Here is a 16,771-nt window from a genome sequence, read left to right as displayed (position 1 = left end):
CGCCGCGCCTGTCGGCTGATCTCGCGGCACGATTAATCGTATATTCGAACCATCGATAATACAAGGTGCACGGACGCTGTATTTCGGCGGGAGTTCAGGCGCCCGCCTTCGCCGGGGCGGCTGCCGCGAATTGGTCGTACGCCTCGATGGCATGGCTGGCATACATGACCGACGGGCCGGCCCCCATGTAGACGGCCATGCCGAGCGTCTCGAGCACCTCTTCTCGCGTTGCACCGTTCTGGACGGCGGCCTTGGCGTGGAAGGCGATGCAATCGTCGCAGCGCACGGCGACGCCGATGGCCAGGGCCAGCAGCTCTTTCGTCTTCGGGTCGAGCGCCCCTGCCTTGAGGGCACCCTGGGCCATGCCCGAGAAGGCCTTCATCACATCGGGCGCACCCGCCCGCAATTGCCTGAGCGGGTCCTGAAGACCTGCGGCGAGATCGGTCCAGTCGAGGTGCATCGTGGCCTCCTGTGATGGTCGCGGCGATGGATGGTGACCGGTGAAGGTCGTGTTCAGGCGGGCCGCTGCGCGCCGAGGATGCTGCGGGCCACGAGGACCGCCACGGGAATGGCGACGACCACGCCCGCAGCCGCGGCCCATGGGATCAGCTTCATTCCCTGATCGTACAGCGCCGGAACACTCACGACGGCGAGAATGAAGGTGCCCGCAAGCGTGGTGCCGATCAGGGCCCAGAGAAGCGTGGCAAGGCGAAGCATGGCGGTCTCTCCCGATGGAAGCCGCCGGACGGGGGTTCCGGGCGAGGTGGACGGACCGGACGGGTCCGTAATGAAACCAACATATGAAATCGATGTTTTCCGGCCTATAAGGTAGATCACGTATCGATGTTTGGACGGCACATGCGACTGACCGCCTTCACGAACTACGCTCTGCGGACGCTGATGTTCGCCGCGCTGCGCGCCCCGGCGCTCAGCCAGGTCGAGGAGGTCGCGCGCGCCCATGGCATCCCCCGGACCCACATCGTCAAATGCGTTCATTTGCTGGGGCGGTGGGGCTTTCTGGACAACGTCCGCGGCCGGGGCGGCGGGTTCCGGCTCGCCCGGCCGGCGGACACGATCACGATCGGCGAAGTCGTGCGCCTGACCGAGGATGGCCTCGCCCTCGTCGAATGCTTCGACCCGGCCAGCAACGCCTGCCCTCTTTGCGGCGCCTGCGAACTCTCCCGCGGTCTCCAGCGGGCTCTCGCGGCCTTCCTGTCGGTACTGGATGGCATGACGGTCGCCGACATCGCGCGCGATCGCAGCACGCTGCTTCCGCTGCTCGGGCTCGACGCCGACGGCAGGCCCCGCTCGGGCAGGAAGGCAGCCTGACCACGGCACGACGGCGCCCTCAGCGCGAGGCGAAGCGGTTCACCCAGCCGGTCAGCAAGGTGGCGTCGGCCACTCCCGCGTGCTGCGCCACGACCTGCCCGTCCTTCAGCGCGAAGAGAGCCGGGATGCCGCGCACACCGTAGGCCGAGGCGGCCTCGGGATTCTCGTCGACATTCACCCTGACGAAGCGTGCCATCGGCTCGAGTTCGCGTGCTGCGCGCTCGAACACGGGCGCCATCGCCCGGCAGGGGCCACACCAGGGCGCCCAGAAGTCGACGATGAGAGGGATGCCCGACCGCGCGACGTGCATCCGCAACCGTGCCGTGTCGAGGTCCACCGGGCTGCCCTGGAACAGGTCCTTCCTGCAGCGGCCGCAGACCGCCTGTCCCGCCGGGCGGTCGACGACGATCCTGTTCACCTGATCGCAATGCGGGCAGACGACATGCAGCGGCATGGTCATGGATTTCTCCTTGGGCATCGTTGGCGCAGGGACGGCCGGCACCGCGAGAAGTGCGGCCGGCACGGGCATGGTCATTGTCAAATCACGTATGTTCGAATAGACGAATAGACAAGATCGGGTTCGCGACCCTGCGCGGGGCTTCACGTCACAATGGGACCGCTCGCCAGGCTCTGAGAATCGCTCACACGTCAGCCAGGGACGATGTCATGTTCAATCTCTTCCGCCGTGCCCCGCACCCGACCACGACGCCCGCGCAGGTCCACGAGCGTCTCGCGCAGCAGGCCATCACGCTCGTCGATGTCCGCGAACCGGGAGAATACAGGGCGGAGCGAATCGCAGGCGCCATCAACATTCCGCTCTCGCGTATCGCCGAGGACGCGCGGCTCATCCCCGGGGGCAAACCCATCATCCTGCACTGTCTGTCAGGAGCACGGTCGGGGCGGGCGCTGGGCCTTTGCGCTCGCCTGGGGCTGCCTGTCGAGGCCCACATGGCCGGCGGAATCTCGGCATGGAAGGCCGCTGGCCTTCCCGTCGAGCGCTAGGATCGACCCCGCGCCGCCGGGGTCAGGTCGACGAGAACCGGTGGAGGTCGTCGACGAGCCGGCGCGCGAGCTGCTGCGCCGGCGGGGACAGCGTTCGCTGCGCCGGAACCAGCAGTCCGATGCGCAGCCGGTTGACCCCCGGCGACGTGAACGGGCGCCACGCCAGTTCGCCCGACTCCAGCTCGTGGAGAAACCCGAGCCGGGTGAAGAAGGCGATGCCCATGTTCAGCATCACGCAGAGCTTGAGCATCTGGATCGAGTTCGACTCCACCTTCGGCTGTATGGAGGCGCGGAAGGCGGAGAAGTCTGGATCCGCCTCGGCCGCGCGCGGCAACGGACCCGGCTGCGTGAAGATCGGGAACCGAGCCACATCGTCGAAGGTGAGCGCCAGGCGCGACGCAAGCGGATGATCCGCCCGCATGATGACGCCGATGGGCGCGGGCACCTCCACGATGAACTTCACGGAGGGAACCGCCAGGGGCGGGACGAAGGTGAAGGCGAAGTCCGCGTCGCCGTCGGTGACCAGCCGCGGAATGTCGGCCGGCTGGTGCGCCGTCACCTGGTAGTTCACGGCCGGAAAGTCGGCCCTGAACCGATCGAGCGCCCGCGGCAGGAAGTCGACCAGAAGCGAGTCGAGCGCCGCGATCGAGACATGCCCTGACCGGGCGGCCTTCAGGTCGTCGATCTCTGCCCGCAGGCGGTCGAAATCGTGCAGCGTGTCGTTGACGTGGCGCAGCAGCAGTGTTCCGGCGACGGTCAGCCGGAGCCCCCCGGGCAGGCGGTCGAAGAGCGGCGTGCCGAGCTCGTCCTCCAGCTTCAGGATCTGGCGGTTGAGGGCGCTCGCCGCGACGTTGAGAACGCCGGCCGCACGGCGGATCGATCCGACCCGCGCAACCTCCCGGAAATAGGCAAGCGCCGCGGCGTGCATGTCGGCCGGTCAAGCCGGCTCGCGGGCCGGCCATGCCGCGACGACGGGGTGGTCCTTGTCTGTCGTATACCGCTTGTCCGCCCCGCCAGGCCGCCCCCAGCCGGTCACCTCCGGCCCGAAGAAGTCGCGGTTGACCGCGAGCCATGAATGGAGGGCCTCCGGGAGCCGGTCGTCGGCGTGGATGGCGGCCACCGGACAGACGGTCTCGCACAACCCGCAGTCGATGCACTCGTCGGGATGGATGTAGAGCGTGCGTCCGCCCTCGTAGATGCAGTCGACCGGGCAGGCCTGCAGGCAGGCCTTGTCCTTCACGTCGATGCAGGCGTCGGTGATGACGTAGGGCACCGGTTCAACGTCCCTTCCAGACCGGCTTCCGCTTCTCCACGAAGGCGCGAACGCCTTCCGCCGAATCCTCGGACTGCAGCGCCTCGACCAGCGCGGGCAGGCGCTGGGCCTGCGCCTCCGCGGCGGTGAGGTGCGCCGTCCGCCGCACGACCTGCTTGATGGCCCGCACCGACAGCGGAGCGCAAGCGAGAATGTCGGCGAGCCACCGGTCGACCGCCTCGTCGAGCCCCGCGCGCGGCACCACCTCGTTGACGAGCCCCATGCGAAAGGCCTCCGCGGCCGGCACCCGGCGCCCCGTGAGCAGGACACCCATGGCCTGCCGGAACGGCACCTGCCGCTGCAGGAGCGTCATGCCGCCGTCCAGCGGCAGGCGCCCGACGCGGGCCTCGGGCAGCGCAAAGCTCGCCTCCTCGGCGGCCACGACGATGTCGCAGCCCAGCACCATCTCGAAGCCGCCGCCCATGGCATGGCCGTTGACGCGTGCGATGATCGGCACGTCGAGCGTCTCGCGCAGCGCGATACCGCCGAAGCCGCCCGGCCGGGGCATGGCCCAATACTCGAGACCGGAGACGCCGCTCCCGCCCTTCATGTCAGCACCCGCGCAGAAAGCGCGGTCGCCGGCCCCCGTGAGAACCACGGCACGGATCGACCGGTCGCCCTCGATCCGCGTCCAGATCGCCTGCAGCTCGCGCTCCGTCGCCACGTCGACCGCGTTCAGAACCTCGGGGCGGTCGATCGTGACACGCGCGACATGGTCTCGGACGTCACAGTGGACGGGCATCAGGCGACCTTCTCCACCGGGGCCAGCCCGATCTCTGCCAGCACCTCGCTTGTGTGCTGGCCGAGTTCCGCAGGCGGGATGCGGATCGTCACCGGCGCATCCTCGAGGTGGACGGGAGAGCCGACGACCCGCACCGTCTCGATGCTGTTGCGGGTCTCGAGGATCATGCCGTTGATCCGCGTCTGCTCGTCGGCCAGCGCCTCGGTGAGCGTCCGCACCGGCGCGCAGAGCAGGTCCTGCTCCTCCAGCCGCGCGATCCAGTGTGCCGTCGTGTCCGTCGCGAAGCGCTCGCCGAAGATGGCGTGCAGCGCCTTCTTGTTGGCCACCTGCGCGGCATGGTCGCGGAAGCGCGGGTCCTCGTGCAGGGCGGGAAGTCCCAGCGCCGTGCCGATGTCGCGCAGCGGATGGGCCTTGAAGGCGCCCACCATGACGAGGGCGCCGTCGCTGGTGCGGAACACGCCGGTGAGCGGCATCGCGCCCCAGTTCACCTCGTGCCCGCGCATCATGGCGGAGGCCGCTTCCTGCGTCTGGGCCGCCAGCATCGAATCGTAGAGCGAAACGCTCACCCGCTGGCCCTTTCCGGTCTTCTGCCGCTGCAGGATGGCGAGCAGGACGGCCTGCACGAGGTGCATTCCGGCCGAGTAGTCGGCGAAGGTGGTGGAGTAGATCGACAGCGGCAGGTCGTCGTTCGAGCGGCGCGCCATCACGCCCGACAGCGCCTGCGCCAGCACGTCCTGCCCGCCCTTGTGGGCGTAGGGGCCCACGAGGCCATAGCCGGTGCCGACGGCAAAGATCAGCCGCGGGTTGCGCTCGCGCAGCACCTCCCAGCCGAACCCCATGCGCTCCATCACGCCGGCGCGGAAGTTGTTGACGACCACGTCGGCGCTGTCGAGCAGCCGCAGCACGGCGTCGCGGTCCTCGTCCCGGCGCAGGTCGAGCACGATCGACCGCTTGTTGCGGTTGAGCGAGCAGTAGACGGGACCCGTGAGGCCGGCCGGATCGTTGGGGAACGAGGTGCGCGAGAGATCGCCCGTCGGCGGGCGCTCCACCTTGATGACGTCGGCGCCGAAGTCGGCGAGCACCTGCGTCGCGACGGGCCCCATCATCACCTGGGTGAAGTCGACGATCTTGATGCCGGCGAGCGGCAGTTCGGCAGTCTCGCTCACGCGGCGTTCTCCATGAGCTTCGCATTGGCGGAAGGACGGTCCCCCGGATCGCCGCCCTGCGCCCGGACTCGGGCACAGATGGCGGCGGGGTCGACGCGCTTGGGGGAAATGGCGCCCGCGGCGGCGAGCGCGGCAGCGACGCCGGCCGACTGGCCCATCGACATGCAGGGCGGGATCTCGCGCGACATCTTCTGGGCGCTCTCGGTGGCCGAGTAGTGCCGGCCGGCGACGATCAGGCCGTCGACCTCGCGCGGCAGCATCGAGCGGTACGGCGTGTAGTAGTCGCGCCCGCGCGCCACCGTGTCCGGGAACCACAGGCGGTCCATCACGTCGTCCTTGGTGACGACGTACTCGCCCTCCAGCAGACGCGTGGTGCGCACGCCCAACTGCGGGGCGACATCGACCACGAAGCACTTCTCGAAGCCAGGCATGGTCTCGCGGACATGGTCGACGAGCGCATAGATTCGCTTGCGACCCTCGAAGTCGGCGCGGGTCAGGTCCTCGACCTTCAGCGCGTCGAACCCCGTCATGTGCGGGCAGTTGCACCAGACGATCCCGGGCAGTGGCGTCTTCAGCCACCAGAAGTCCCACGAGCCGCCCATCACGCGCTTCGCCGCGCGGTCGCGGACGGCGTACTCCTCGGGCTGCTCCTCGCGGAAGCGCTCGGCGGCCTCCGTGTCGACGCCGCCGAGGCGGAACACGGTCGTGACGATGTACTTGCCCTCGTTGAACTTCGCGCCCGCGGCGGCGGCAACGTCCAGGTCGCCGGTCGTGTCCACCACGACCTCGCCCATGATCGCCTCGCGGCCGGCCTTGGTCTCGCAGATCACGCCGCGGATGCGGCCATCGCGGACGATCGCCTTCGAGAACCACGAGTGAAGACGCAGGTCGACTCCCGCCTCGGCGATCATCTCGTTGGAGATCCGCTTCCAGCCGTCGGGGTCGAAGGCGGCGGCCATGACGATGGGTTGCGGCTTCGACTGCGCGCGGAAGTCAAAGGCACCCCAGCGTGCCCACTTGCGATAGACGTCCCAGCCCTGGCGGCGGTCCTCGGGCGGCGGAAACACCGCCGCGCCGACCCGCGCCATGCGCTCGATCATCTCCATGCAGAGGCCCTGCACGGTGACCTCGTCGCCGTTGTGCATGTCGTCGAGGACGAGGACCATGCCGCCCGAAGCGAGGCCGCCGAGGTAGGGATAGCGCTCGACGAGGGTGACGGAGGCGCCCTCGCGTCGTGCTGCGACGGCGGCGGCGAAGCCGGCAGGGCCACCGCCTACGACCACCACGTCGTTGCGCGCGACGATCCGCGCGCTGCCGGCGGCTTCCTCGATCCGGTCCGTGAGATTCATGCGTCCCCTCCCTCGGGGTTCGTCGTGTTCAGTGGCCGACCGGCGCCTGCCACCGCACCACCAGCCGCTCGACCAGCGTGATCACCAGGAAGAAGGCCATGGAGAAGCAGGAGCCGACGATGACGGTGGCGTACAGCAGTGCGCTGTCGAAGGCGTATGTCGCCTGGATGATGAGGGCGCCGATGCCGACGGTGGAGCCGATCCACTCGCCGACGATGGCGCCGATGACGGCGGTGGAGGCGGCAATCTTCAGTGCCGAGAACAGGTACGGCAGCGAGTTGTAGAGGCGCAGCTTGAAGAACACCTCGGTCTTGGAGGCGGAAAGCACCCGCATCAGTTCCATCGCCTGCGGATTCACCGACTCGAGCCCGCGCACCATGTTGACCAGCGTGGGGAAGAAGCAGATCAGCGCCGCGATGGCGATCTTCGGCTCCATGCCGTTGCCGAGCAGCAGCACGAGGATCGGCGCCTTTGCCACGACCGGGATCGTGTTGATGATCACCACGATCGGGAAGAACGCCTCCTCCAGCGTCTTCTTGTGGACGAAGGCCGTGGCGATGATGATGGCCGTGACGTTGCCCAGCGTGAAGCCCGCGACCGCCTCGATGGCGGTGGGCAGCAGGTTCGTCATCAGCAAGCCGAACTTGTTGTACAGCGTCGTCACCACCAGTGCGGGCGACGGCGCGATGAACGGCGGCACCTTGAACAGGTAGACGAGCGAGGCCCACAACCCCAGCGCGAACAGGATGCCCGCCAGCGGCAGAAGCCGGCGACGCCATGTCTCGCGCCGCTTGCGCCGCAGGAACTCCTGCTCGGCGGCGGCGATGTCGGACGCGCCGGAGAGAAGACGAGTGTCGGCGGCGACGGTCACGCTCCCCTCCCCAGCGATTCGCGCAGGCGCGCGGCGACGGCGACGAAGGCTTCGGTGTCCCTGATCTTCAGGTCGCGCCCGCGCGGCAGGTCGACCTGCACCAGATCCGCGACGCGGCCCGGATTGGCGGCCAGCACCAGCACCTGCTCGCCGAGGAACAGCGCCTCGTAGACCGAGTGGGTCACGAACAGGATCGTGGTGCCCGTCTCCTGCCAGATGCGCCGCAACTCTTCGTTGAGCCTGTCACGGGTGATCTCGTCCAGCGCTCCGAACGGCTCGTCCATCAGCAGCAGCCGCGGCCCCCCGAGCAGGGCGCGCGCGATGGAGACGCGCTGCCGCATGCCACCGGAGAGCTCGTGCGGATAGCTCCCCTCCCAGCCCGAGAGGCCGACGAGCGCGAGAAGCTCGCGCGGCGTCGGCGCTCCCTTGGGCAGCGCCTTGACGCCGCCGACCTCGAGCGGGAGCTCGACGTTCTGCAGCGCCGTGCGCCATGGCAGCAGGGCCGCGTCCTGGAAGACGAAGCCGAGCGAGCGCTTGAGGCGCGCGTCCTGAGGACTCATGCCGAAGACGGACACCTGGCCGCCCGACGGGGCGACGAGGTCCGCGACGACGCGCAGGAGCGTCGACTTTCCGCAGCCCGAGGGCCCCAGGAGACTGAGGAACCCGCCCTTGTCCACCGAGAAGGACACGTTCTCCAGCGCCGTCACGACGCGACGGTCGGTGACGAACCGTACCGTGACGTTGCGGCAGGCGACGGCAGGCTCGCCGACGTCCGCCGGCGATGCCGACGTCCCGGCCGCCATCGCCGCCTGCAGCGCGTCCGACATGGGATCAGCCGACCTTCGGCCGGCCGTCGGCCGTCATCTTGAGGATGTCCATGGTCATGACCTCCTCCAGCTTGGGCGTCCGCTTCGAGAACTGGCCGAGCTGGGCATAGAGAGCGATCTGGTCCTGCCAGACGGCCGGGTCCATGGTGCCCCAGCCTTCAGCCGCGGTCTTCGGCGAGAAGGCGAACTTCAACATCACGTCGAGCGCCTCCCGCTCGTCCGCGGCGACGAGGTTCGGGAACTCCTTGACGAGGAAGTCCACGGCCTTGTCGCGATTGGCATGGGCGTAGGCCCAGCCCTTGCCCGTGGCGCGGACGAACTTCGCCAGCACGTCGGCCTTCGTCTTGATCGTCTGCGCGGTGGCGTAATAGGGCAGTGCGTAGAGCTTCACGCCGGTGTCCCACAGGCGCATGTCGACGCGGTCCGGCCCCAGCACCTTCAGCGCCGTCGTGTTGGTGAGCCATCCCGTCACGACGTCGACCTGCCCGGTCATCAGCGGCGCCATGTCGGCGCCGATCGTGACGATGGTGACGTCCTTCTCGGGAATGTTGTTCTTCGCCATCAGCGCGCGCAGCAGGATGACGCCGGTGGCCTGGATGCCGACCTTCTTGCCGACAAGGTCCTTCGGCTCGCGAACCGGGTTCTTCTTCAGCGAGAAGAACGCGTAGGGGTGCTCCTGCGCGCCCGTGGCGAAGCAGACCACCGGGATGTCCTGCGAGGCGGCCAGCATGAGCGAAGGGCTGGACGACACCTGCCCGACCTCGAAGCGCCCCGCGGCGACGACGGCCACGCCGTCGATGCTCGGGCCGCCAGCCTGGAACTTGAGCTCGATGCCCTCGGCGTCGTAGTAGCCCATCGCCTTGGCGCAGACCTCGCCGATCTGGTTGCCCGAGAGCAGCCAGCCCAACTGCAGGTTGACCACCGGCTTGCCCTGCCCGAAGGCCGAGACGCTGACGAACGGCGCCGTCGCTGCGACACCGGCCGTAGTCTTCAGGAATTGGCGACGATCCATCACGCTCCCCTCCGCGCTGTCCCGGGCAGGTCGCGCCTGCACCGGCGTCGGGGACGAAGTGAAGCACCATGGGGCGATGCCGAAAAGATCATAGTTTCGCAAGATGTGTACGAAAATTTGGAACGCGCTCACTCCTTCGGCAACTGCCCCACGCCGCATCGTCCGTGCTCAATGACGCGCCACCGCGCTCGAAGACCGGAGAAACCGCGTCGCACCCGGGGTTTCCCGGAAGACGCGTTCCAACCGATGCGCTTCAATGCGGCGACGGGAGTGCAGTCGGCCTGCCGGGATCGGGGCGCCTGAGCCTCCGGGGAGCGCTTCGCGGCAGATGAGCGGAAACGGCAGGGGCTCCGGTGGGCATCGCATCGTCCTCGTCGGAGGAGGGCACGCGCATGTCCAGGTCATGACCGCGCTCGCGCGTTCGCCGGTCCCGGGCGTGCATCTGACGCTGGTCACGGACAGGCTGTCCACGCCCTATTCCGGAATGCTGCCTGGCCACGTCGCCGGGCTGTACGACCGCGATGCCATGCACATCGACCTCGACCGACTCGCAGCGGCGACGGGAACGCAACTCGTGAATGCGGCCGCCACAGGCGTGGACCTCGCTGCGAGAACCGTGCTGCTGGCGAGGAGGGAGCCCCTCGCCTACGACACGCTGTCGCTCGACGTCGGCATTACGCCGGACCTGTCGGCCATCGAGGGGGCCGACCGCCATGCCGTGGCCGTCAAGCCGATCAGTCGCCTGCTGGAACGGCTCGAGGCGGCACTGGCGGATCGCCCGCGGAGCCTCGCCGTGATCGGTGGCGGCGCGGCGGGCTTCGAACTCGTCTGCGCGCTCCGGGCCCGCCTCGGCGGCGGACCCTCGATCGTGCTTCTCGCCGCCTCGCTGCTCGTGCCGACGATGAACGCCGGCGTCCGTCGCAGGGCCGCGGCAGCGCTGGCGCGCCTCGACATCGGGGTGGAGCACGGCTTCCGCGCCGTCGCGATCGACGCCGGCCGCGTCACGGCAGCCGACGGTCGCAGCGTTGCCGCCGATCTCGTCCTCGTCTCCACCGCAGCCCGTGCCCCCTCCTGGCTGGCGGCTTCGGGACTTCCCGTCACGTCCGACGGGTCTGTACGGATCGGGCCGACCCTGCAGGTCGAGGGCCACGATGCGGTCTTCGCGGTGGGCGACTGCGCCACGCGGATGGACGACCCGCGCGAGAAGGCCGGGGTCTATGCCGTCCGCCAGGGCCCCGTTCTCGCCGAGAACCTGTCCCGTCGCGCGAGAGGAGAGCGGCTACGGGAGCATCACCCCCAGCGGACGGCCCTCGCGATCCTGGCGACCGGCGACGGACGGGCCATCGCCGGGCGCGGCCGCTGGTTTGCGGTGGAAGGTGCCTGGGTCTGGCGCTGGAAGGACCGGATCGACCGGCGCTTCATGGCGATGTTCTCGGACTTCCCCGCCTGACCCTGTCCGTCCGGCCCACTCTTACGGGCAGGGACCGGTGAAGCGGCGCCCGTTGCGATCCTGGTAGATGCAGTTGTTGGGCGTGGTGGCGCGGCCGATGAGGGCGCCGGCAGCACCGCCGGCGATGGCGCCGACCGCGGCGCCCCGGCCGCCGTTCGCCGCGGCCCCGATCAGCGCGCCCGTGCCGGCGCCGATGGCGGCACCGCCGACCGTGCGCTGCGACTGCGAATCCGCGTTGCAGGCGGTGAGCGTCAGGAGAAGAACCAGGCAAAGGGAGCGTTTCATCGGAATCCTCGCGGACGATGTTGCGATGTCGCCATTCTTGCCGTGACGCGATGCTTCGCCATGGCCCAGCATCCCGCCACTATGCTGCCCGTCCCTTTTGGCGACGGGCGACGCCGCATGACGACACTATTCGGGCAGCCGCACGCCGGTCAGGTCCGCAAGCGTGGCGATCAGCTTCTCCTGGAAGCCCGGGTCGGCCGCCTCGCGAGCAGGGGCTTCCTCGCGCATGGCGTGCCAGTAGCGCCCGCTCACCCGTGCAGCCGGCTCGTTGCTGACGGCGAGCCACGACTGCGTTCGCTGCCCCGTGTCGAGGTCGACGGGGGCGCTGTGGCCGCCCATGCGGGTGCGCACCCAGCCGGGGTTGACCGCGTTGCTGAAGACGCCGGGCCAGCGACGCGCCAGCGCCAGGGCCATGGCCACGACGTGCAGCTTGCTCTCGGCATAGGCGCGTCCGGCATCCCAGCGACGGCGCTTCCAGTCGATGTCGGGGAGCGACCCCTCCCCGCCGCGATGCAGGCCGCTGCTCAGATAGACGAGCCGGTCCGGCCGGAGGAGCAGGGCCGTCAGCAGGTAGGGGGCGAGGCAGTTGACCGCGAGGGTTGTCGCATGCCCCTCCGGCGTGGAACCCCGTTCACCGACCAGGTAGACACCCGCGTTGTGGATGACGGCATCCATGCGCCCGAAGGTGTTGACCTGCTCCGCCACCGAACGCGTCTCGGCGGCGCTGGCGAGGTCACCGACCACGATGCCGGCGGCACGAGGGGCCACCTCGGCGAGTTCCTCGGCTCGCTCCTTCGAGCGCGCATGCAGGACGACGCGATGACCGTCCTGGATCAGGTGCTCCGCGGCTGCTCGCCCGATCCCCTGCGTGCTGCCCGTGATGAAGACGCGTGCCATGGGGGCCTCCCGTGACTGGCGAGGATGGGTCGCCCCGCATTGTCGCAGAACCGGCCATCCACGGCCATGTGACACCACGGGTGGCTCCCGACGTGCCGCGATGAGCGGCCACGCCCGAGCTTGACCCGCCCGGACACGACCCGGCACCCTGAGCGGGACGACCAAACGGGCACCGCACGAAGGGGACGACGATGGCCTACGGGCGCAGCTTCACCAGCCACGCCTTCGCCGTCGAGTTGGTGGACCTGTTCAGGCACCAGCTCGCCATGTGCCGGCTGTCGCCCGGCGAGCTCTGCCTGTGCATTACCGACACGGCATGGAATCCCGCCTACGCCGCCGCCTGCCTGGGCGCCGCCCATTCGCTGGGCGCGGAGGCTTACCAGATGGTGTTCGCCGCGAATCGCCCCCTTCCGTCGAAGACCCTCACGGACGCATGGCGGCAGGCGGACCTGATCGTCTACATGACGACCTTCAAGCTTCATTATCGGCCCGAGATTCGCGCCGCGCTCGACGCCGGGGCGCGCGTTCTCTGCGTCATGCAGCCCGTGCACGTGATGGAGCGCCTCAAGGCGGATCCGGAGGTGCGTCGCCGGACGCGTGCAGGCGCGGCGCTCCTCGATGCGGCGAGGACCATCCGCATCACCTCCCCTGCGGGCACGGACCTCGTGATGGACAAGACGGGGCGGGCCGGGCTTGCCCACTACGGCGCGGCGGACGAGCCCGGCCACCTCGACTTCTGGGGCGGCGGCATGGTGCAGGCGGCGCAGCGCGAGGGCACCACGGAGGGTGTCCTCGTCCTCGACGTCGGCGACTGCTGCTTCCAACTCGGGCGGATGATCGAGCGTCCGACGGCGATCACGTTCCGACAGGGCAAGGCGGTGGCCTTCGAGGGGGGCCTCGACGCCGCGCTGATCCGCGCGGAGATCGAGGCGGGCGGAACAGAGAGCTGCTTCATGGCCGGGCACATGGCCTGGGGCACCGATCACCGGGCCCGCTGGCTCCAGCCGCTGCAGCAGACCCCCGACGCCGGGGGCGGCGGCGCGGACAACGAGGGCTTCCTCGGATCGATCCAGGTCGAGATCGGCAGCAACGACGACGTGGTCTTCGGCGGCAGGAACAGCGCCGCGACGCACCTTGGCTTGTGCCTGCGAAACGCGAGCCTCTCGCTCGACGGCCTGCCCGTCATCGAGAACGGGCGCTTCGTCATCGATCCGCTGAAGCCCGCCGCACCGTGATGACCAAGTCGCCGTGCAGGTGGAGGTTGCGAGGCGGGCGGGGCAGCCGGTAAATCACCAGCCGCATCATCCCGCGCACGGCCCAGACCGGAGTTCCCAGCCATGAAAACCTACAGGATCGCCGCCATTCCCGGCGACGGCATCGGCGGCGAGGTGGTGTCGGCGGGGCTGGAGGTGATGACGGCCCTGGCGCGCAGGACGAACACCTTCGCCTTCGAGGTGGACGCCTTCGACTGGGGCGGGGAGCACTTCAAGCGGCACGGCGCGATGATGCCGGCGGACGGCCTCGACCGCATCCGGCACCACGACGCCATCCTGTTCGGCTCAGCCGGCCATCCCGAGATCCCCGACCACGTGACGCTGTGGGGCCTGCGTCTCGCGATCTGCCAGTCCTTCGACCAGTACGCCAATGTCCGCCCGACGCGGGTGCTGCCGGGCATCGTCTCGCCGCTGCGGGGCGTGCGGGACAGGGAACTGGACTGGGTCATCGTCCGCGAGAACTCGGAGGGAGAGTACGCCGGCGTCGGCGGGCGGGTGCATCGCGGCCTGCCCATCGAGGCCGCAACCGACGTGTCGATGCTCACCCGGGCCGGCGTGGAGCGCATCATGCGCTTCGCCTTCGACCTCGCCCGGTCCCGTCCGCGAAAGCTGCTGACCGTCGTCACCAAGTCGAATGCCCAGCGCCACGGCATGGTGATGTGGGACGAGATCGCCGCGGAGGTCGCCGGCGGCTATCCGGACGTGACGTGGGACAAGATGCTGGTCGACGCGATGACCGTGCGCATGGTCAACAAGCCGGAATCCCTCGACACCATCGTCGCCACCAATCTCCATGCGGACATCCTCTCGGACCTCGCCGCCGCTCTGGCCGGGTCGATCGGGATCGCTCCTACAGCCAACCTCAATCCGGAACGCGCCTTCCCCTCGATGTTCGAGCCCATCCATGGCTCGGCCTTCGACATCATGGGGAAGGGAGTCGCCAATCCGGTGGGCACCTTCTGGTCCGTCGTGATGATGCTGGAACATCTCGGCGAGCCCGAGGCCGCGCACCGGCTGATGGGCGCGATCGAGCGGGTGACTGCGGACCGGTCGGTGCACACGCCCGATCTCGGCGGCACGGCGCGCACAGCAGACGTCACCCGTGCAGTGATCGCCGCGATCGACGACGCGACGGCCTGAAGGATGGCGCCGGCTCAGTCGACGCCGAGCCTTCTCGCCCCCTTGCGGAAAAGCTCGGACGCCGACGCCTCGAAGCGGAACGCACGCTGGAAATCGGCAAACCGGTAGCCGGGGACGTCGGCGCGAATGGCGCCCAGCAGGGCGCGGGCCTCGTCGAGACGATCCGCCAGGGCAAGCGAGAACGCGGCGATGCCGCGAATGTGCGCCGCGGCGTTGGGGCGCGTCGCCGCCCGAAGGCCCCAGTCCGCGGCCTCGTCGAACCGCCCGAGCCGGACCAGCGCCATGGCGCGCGAACCGAACATGCCGAACAGCATGGGGTCGAACGGACTGAGCTCCCGCGACTGGTCCGAGAACCCGATCGCCGCGGACGGATCGCCGGTCGTGGAGTGGACGAAGGCGAGATTATAGTGCGCCAGCGCGAAGTTGGGGCTGAGATGGACGGCCTGCTCGAGCTCGGTGATGGACTCGTCCAGCCGGCCCCGCAGCCATAGCGCGCGCCCCATGGCCCAGTGGGCCGCCGGATCGCGGTCGTCGACCTCGAGGCTCTGCCCCGCGAGGGTCTGCGCGAGTTCCGTGGCGGCGCGTGGATCAGCGGCCCAGCCCTGGAACGCATCCTGCCAGTGGGTGAATGAAAGGCCGGCAAAGGCACGCGAGAACGTGGGATCGAGCCGCACCGCCTGCGCGAAGAAGTGGCGGGCCTGCCCGTTGTCGTCGGGGGTGAAGCGGTACATGTGCCAGAGGCCGCGGTGGTAGGCCTCCCAGGCATCGAGCGAACTCGGCGCCTTCAGCACCGCACGGTGACGCTCGAGAGCCTCGATCTCGGCAATCACCGACGACACGATCCGGTTGCCGATGCCTTCGAGCACGGCAAGGGCGTCCTGGAGGCGCGTGTCGAAGGTTTCTGCCCAGACGACCCGCGTGGACTGCGTCTCCAGCAGTTCCGCCTGGACGACGAGCCGCTCGCCGCTCTGCAGCAGCGTGCCCCCGACGACGTAGTCCACGCCCAGCATGCGGGCGGAGTCCTGCGCGCCGTACTGCCGTTCATGCAGGGCGAGGACAGAGCCCTGGGCGATGACGAACAGGGTCCGGAGCTTGGCCAGCCGCGTGATGACGTCATGGGCCAGAGCCGCCGGCAGCCACGTGGCATTCCCGGACGGCGGCCCGACGCCCGCGAACGGGATGATCGCGATGGAGGCACGCCGCGGCGTGGCCGAGGGCACGATGGGCTCCGCGGCCATCGCCCGGGGGACGCCGGGCTCCGCCTTCAGCAACGGGTCGGACGGGACGCCCCCGGCGGCGTGCAGGACCCTGCTCCTCCGCCATACGGATCGGAGGGGCGCAGGATCCACCGCATCCGACTCGAACAGCTTCACCGCGGCCTCGAGATGCTGCTCGCCCTCGCGCAGGCGCCCGCGGCGAACCAGCTCGACCATGAGCCGTTCCTGGACCTGAAGGTCGAAGGGGTTCTGGCGGACGAGCATCTCCAGCGCCTCGAGAGCCTCCTCGCCACCGGACCGCGCGGCGAGCAGTTCCAGCAGCGAGGCCCGACAGCTGCCGAGGCGCCGGCGCTGCGCCACGATCCAGGTATCGAACAGGGGGCTGTGGTCGATCTCGACGCCTTCGAGCAGTTCGCCGCGGAACAGGGACAGGCGTCGGCGGATCTCGTCGAGGCCAAGCGGCTCCTCCGCCGGCGTGGGCAAGGGAAGGACGGAACGCACGTCCACGGAACAGTCCGACAGGTCGAGAGCGACCGAGTCGTCGCGGGCGTGGAGCCGCCGCCGCTGCGGTTCGTCCACCAGCGCCCGGATCTTGCTGAGGCACCAGCGGAGTTCGCTGCGGGGGTCGCTGGGAACCTCCCATAGCATCTCGCACAATTCACCGCGGCGGACAGGCCCCCGCGCCAGCGCCAGATACCCGAGCAGGGCGCGAACCTTCCGGGAGGGAGGAAGGCGCTGTTCCACGCCGTCGCGCGACACCACGAGGGGCCCGATCAAGCGCAGTTCGAGCCCGCCTTGCCGCTCTCCCGCCGATTCCATGGCCGCTTCCACGCCGGCTCCCACGCCCGCTCCGATCCCTCGCCCCCAGTCTCCCTCTTGCGGATCGCGCTCGGGACAA

General features: G+C 69.4%; 19 protein-coding genes. 5 read left to right on the top strand and 14 right to left on the bottom strand.

Annotated features, from left to right (window positions below):
* Positions 1 to 94: 94 nt before the first annotated feature.
* On the bottom strand, positions 95 to 460 hold the full coding sequence (locus tag ACX9GQ_RS19145) for a carboxymuconolactone decarboxylase family protein (protein ID WP_459631182.1): 366 nt from the start codon (positions 458 to 460) through the stop codon (positions 95 to 97).
* 53 nt (positions 461 to 513) lie between these two features.
* The gene (locus ACX9GQ_RS19140) at positions 514 to 717 is read right to left on the bottom strand and encodes a hypothetical protein (protein WP_459631181.1); all 204 of its coding nucleotides are present in this window, start codon (positions 715 to 717) and stop codon (positions 514 to 516) included.
* A gap of 141 nt (positions 718 to 858) precedes the next feature.
* On the opposite strand from ACX9GQ_RS19140, the gene ACX9GQ_RS19135 reads away from it, so the two are divergent.
* Positions 859 to 1,329: an Rrf2 family transcriptional regulator gene (locus tag ACX9GQ_RS19135; RefSeq protein ID WP_459631180.1), complete on the top strand. Its 471-nt coding sequence runs from the start codon at positions 859 to 861 to the stop codon at positions 1,327 to 1,329.
* Between the two features lie 19 nt (positions 1,330 to 1,348).
* On the opposite strand, the gene trxC is transcribed toward ACX9GQ_RS19135, so the two are convergent.
* A complete protein-coding gene (gene trxC / locus ACX9GQ_RS19130) occupies positions 1,349 to 1,789 on the bottom strand; it encodes a thioredoxin TrxC (RefSeq protein ID WP_459631179.1) in 441 nt (146 codons plus the stop codon).
* Positions 1,790 to 1,995: 206 nt separating this feature from the next.
* Between trxC and ACX9GQ_RS19125 the strand changes: the two genes are divergently transcribed.
* Positions 1,996 to 2,331, top strand: coding sequence for a rhodanese-like domain-containing protein (locus ACX9GQ_RS19125; protein ID WP_459631178.1), 336 nt, complete (start codon positions 1,996 to 1,998; stop codon positions 2,329 to 2,331).
* Between the two features lie 22 nt (positions 2,332 to 2,353).
* Here the strand turns inward: ACX9GQ_RS19125 and ACX9GQ_RS19120 are convergent, their stop codons facing one another.
* From ACX9GQ_RS19120 to ACX9GQ_RS19085, 8 genes are read right to left on the bottom strand one after another with little or no spacing between them, the layout of a single operon-like run.
* Positions 2,354 to 3,259 (bottom strand): LysR family transcriptional regulator, encoded by a 906-nt coding sequence (locus ACX9GQ_RS19120; protein ID WP_459631177.1) that lies wholly within the window; start codon positions 3,257 to 3,259, stop codon positions 2,354 to 2,356.
* 9 nt (positions 3,260 to 3,268) lie between these two features.
* Entirely contained in the window at positions 3,269 to 3,604 is a 336-nt protein-coding gene (gene fdxA, locus ACX9GQ_RS19115) for a ferredoxin (protein WP_459631176.1), read from the bottom strand.
* 4 nt (positions 3,605 to 3,608) lie between these two features.
* Complete coding sequence (locus ACX9GQ_RS19110; RefSeq protein ID WP_459631175.1) at positions 3,609 to 4,385, bottom strand: enoyl-CoA hydratase-related protein; 777 nt, start codon at positions 4,383 to 4,385, stop codon at positions 3,609 to 3,611.
* Entirely contained in the window at positions 4,385 to 5,551 is a 1,167-nt protein-coding gene (locus tag ACX9GQ_RS19105) for a CaiB/BaiF CoA transferase family protein (RefSeq protein WP_459631174.1), read from the bottom strand. Before ACX9GQ_RS19105 ends, ACX9GQ_RS19110 begins: the two co-directional genes overlap by 1 nt.
* A complete protein-coding gene (locus ACX9GQ_RS19100) occupies positions 5,548 to 6,900 on the bottom strand; it encodes an FAD-dependent oxidoreductase (RefSeq protein ID WP_459631173.1) in 1,353 nt (450 codons plus the stop codon). Before ACX9GQ_RS19100 ends, ACX9GQ_RS19105 begins: the two co-directional genes overlap by 4 nt.
* Before the next feature lie 28 nt (positions 6,901 to 6,928).
* Positions 6,929 to 7,771, bottom strand: coding sequence for an ABC transporter permease (locus tag ACX9GQ_RS19095; protein WP_459631172.1), 843 nt, complete (start codon positions 7,769 to 7,771; stop codon positions 6,929 to 6,931).
* A complete protein-coding gene (locus ACX9GQ_RS19090; RefSeq protein ID WP_459631171.1) occupies positions 7,768 to 8,598 on the bottom strand; it encodes an ABC transporter ATP-binding protein in 831 nt (276 codons plus the stop codon). Before ACX9GQ_RS19090 ends, ACX9GQ_RS19095 begins: the two co-directional genes overlap by 4 nt.
* Before the next feature lie 4 nt (positions 8,599 to 8,602).
* Positions 8,603 to 9,610: an ABC transporter substrate-binding protein gene (locus ACX9GQ_RS19085; RefSeq protein ID WP_459631170.1), complete on the bottom strand. Its 1,008-nt coding sequence runs from the start codon at positions 9,608 to 9,610 to the stop codon at positions 8,603 to 8,605.
* Between the two features lie 256 nt (positions 9,611 to 9,866).
* On the opposite strand from ACX9GQ_RS19085, the gene ACX9GQ_RS19080 reads away from it, so the two are divergent.
* The gene (locus ACX9GQ_RS19080) at positions 9,867 to 11,060 is read left to right on the top strand and encodes an FAD-dependent oxidoreductase (protein WP_459631169.1); all 1,194 of its coding nucleotides are present in this window, start codon (positions 9,867 to 9,869) and stop codon (positions 11,058 to 11,060) included.
* A 21-nt stretch (positions 11,061 to 11,081) separates the two neighbouring features.
* Here ACX9GQ_RS19080 and ACX9GQ_RS19075 read toward each other — a convergent pair whose 3' ends face one another.
* Positions 11,082 to 11,345: a YMGG-like glycine zipper-containing protein gene (locus ACX9GQ_RS19075; RefSeq protein ID WP_459631168.1), complete on the bottom strand. Its 264-nt coding sequence runs from the start codon at positions 11,343 to 11,345 to the stop codon at positions 11,082 to 11,084.
* A 126-nt stretch (positions 11,346 to 11,471) separates the two neighbouring features.
* Positions 11,472 to 12,242: an SDR family NAD(P)-dependent oxidoreductase gene (locus ACX9GQ_RS19070; protein ID WP_459631167.1), complete on the bottom strand. Its 771-nt coding sequence runs from the start codon at positions 12,240 to 12,242 to the stop codon at positions 11,472 to 11,474.
* Positions 12,243 to 12,433: 191 nt separating this feature from the next.
* Here ACX9GQ_RS19070 and ACX9GQ_RS19065 point away from each other — a divergent pair, with 191 nt between their 5' ends.
* Together ACX9GQ_RS19065 and ACX9GQ_RS19060 are read left to right on the top strand one after the other, a co-directional pair.
* Positions 12,434 to 13,477: a M29 family metallopeptidase gene (locus ACX9GQ_RS19065; protein ID WP_459631166.1), complete on the top strand. Its 1,044-nt coding sequence runs from the start codon at positions 12,434 to 12,436 to the stop codon at positions 13,475 to 13,477.
* A gap of 102 nt (positions 13,478 to 13,579) precedes the next feature.
* The gene (locus tag ACX9GQ_RS19060; protein WP_459631165.1) at positions 13,580 to 14,656 is read left to right on the top strand and encodes a tartrate dehydrogenase; all 1,077 of its coding nucleotides are present in this window, start codon (positions 13,580 to 13,582) and stop codon (positions 14,654 to 14,656) included.
* Between the two features lie 14 nt (positions 14,657 to 14,670).
* Here the strand turns inward: ACX9GQ_RS19060 and ACX9GQ_RS19055 are convergent, their stop codons facing one another.
* Complete coding sequence (locus tag ACX9GQ_RS19055; RefSeq protein ID WP_459631164.1) at positions 14,671 to 16,692, bottom strand: tetratricopeptide repeat protein; 2,022 nt, start codon at positions 16,690 to 16,692, stop codon at positions 14,671 to 14,673.
* Positions 16,693 to 16,771 lie beyond the last annotated feature (79 nt).

Source organism: Alsobacter sp. R-9 (assembly GCF_054612375.1).
This window is presented reverse-complemented; position numbering and strand designations above follow the sequence as displayed.

Bases quoted from the DNA above. Each gene is read 5' to 3' on its own strand.
- ACX9GQ_RS19145 (WP_459631182.1), bottom strand. From the start codon at position 460: ATGCACCTCGACTGGACCGATCTCGCCGCAGGTCTTCAGGACCCGCTC.
- ACX9GQ_RS19140 (WP_459631181.1), bottom strand. From the start codon at position 717: ATGCTTCGCCTTGCCACGCTTCTCTGGGCCCTGATCGGCACCACGCTT.
- ACX9GQ_RS19135 (WP_459631180.1), top strand. From the start codon at position 859: ATGCGACTGACCGCCTTCACGAACTACGCTCTGCGGACGCTGATGTTC.
- trxC (WP_459631179.1), bottom strand. From the start codon at position 1,789: ATGACCATGCCGCTGCATGTCGTCTGCCCGCATTGCGATCAGGTGAAC.
- ACX9GQ_RS19125 (WP_459631178.1), top strand. From the start codon at position 1,996: ATGTTCAATCTCTTCCGCCGTGCCCCGCACCCGACCACGACGCCCGCG.
- ACX9GQ_RS19120 (WP_459631177.1), bottom strand. From the start codon at position 3,259: ATGCACGCCGCGGCGCTTGCCTATTTCCGGGAGGTTGCGCGGGTCGGA.
- ACX9GQ_RS19110 (WP_459631175.1), bottom strand. From the start codon at position 4,385: ATGCCCGTCCACTGTGACGTCCGAGACCATGTCGCGCGTGTCACGATC.
- ACX9GQ_RS19100 (WP_459631173.1), bottom strand. From the start codon at position 6,900: ATGAATCTCACGGACCGGATCGAGGAAGCCGCCGGCAGCGCGCGGATC.
- ACX9GQ_RS19090 (WP_459631171.1), bottom strand. From the start codon at position 8,598: ATGTCGGACGCGCTGCAGGCGGCGATGGCGGCCGGGACGTCGGCATCG.
- ACX9GQ_RS19085 (WP_459631170.1), bottom strand. From the start codon at position 9,610: ATGGATCGTCGCCAATTCCTGAAGACTACGGCCGGTGTCGCAGCGACG.
- ACX9GQ_RS19080 (WP_459631169.1), top strand. From the start codon at position 9,867: ATGCGGCGACGGGAGTGCAGTCGGCCTGCCGGGATCGGGGCGCCTGAG.
- ACX9GQ_RS19075 (WP_459631168.1), bottom strand. From the start codon at position 11,345: ATGAAACGCTCCCTTTGCCTGGTTCTTCTCCTGACGCTCACCGCCTGC.
- ACX9GQ_RS19070 (WP_459631167.1), bottom strand. From the start codon at position 12,242: ATGGCACGCGTCTTCATCACGGGCAGCACGCAGGGGATCGGGCGAGCA.
- ACX9GQ_RS19065 (WP_459631166.1), top strand. From the start codon at position 12,434: ATGGCCTACGGGCGCAGCTTCACCAGCCACGCCTTCGCCGTCGAGTTG.
- ACX9GQ_RS19060 (WP_459631165.1), top strand. From the start codon at position 13,580: ATGAAAACCTACAGGATCGCCGCCATTCCCGGCGACGGCATCGGCGGC.
- ACX9GQ_RS19055 (WP_459631164.1), bottom strand. From the start codon at position 16,692: ATGGAATCGGCGGGAGAGCGGCAAGGCGGGCTCGAACTGCGCTTGATC.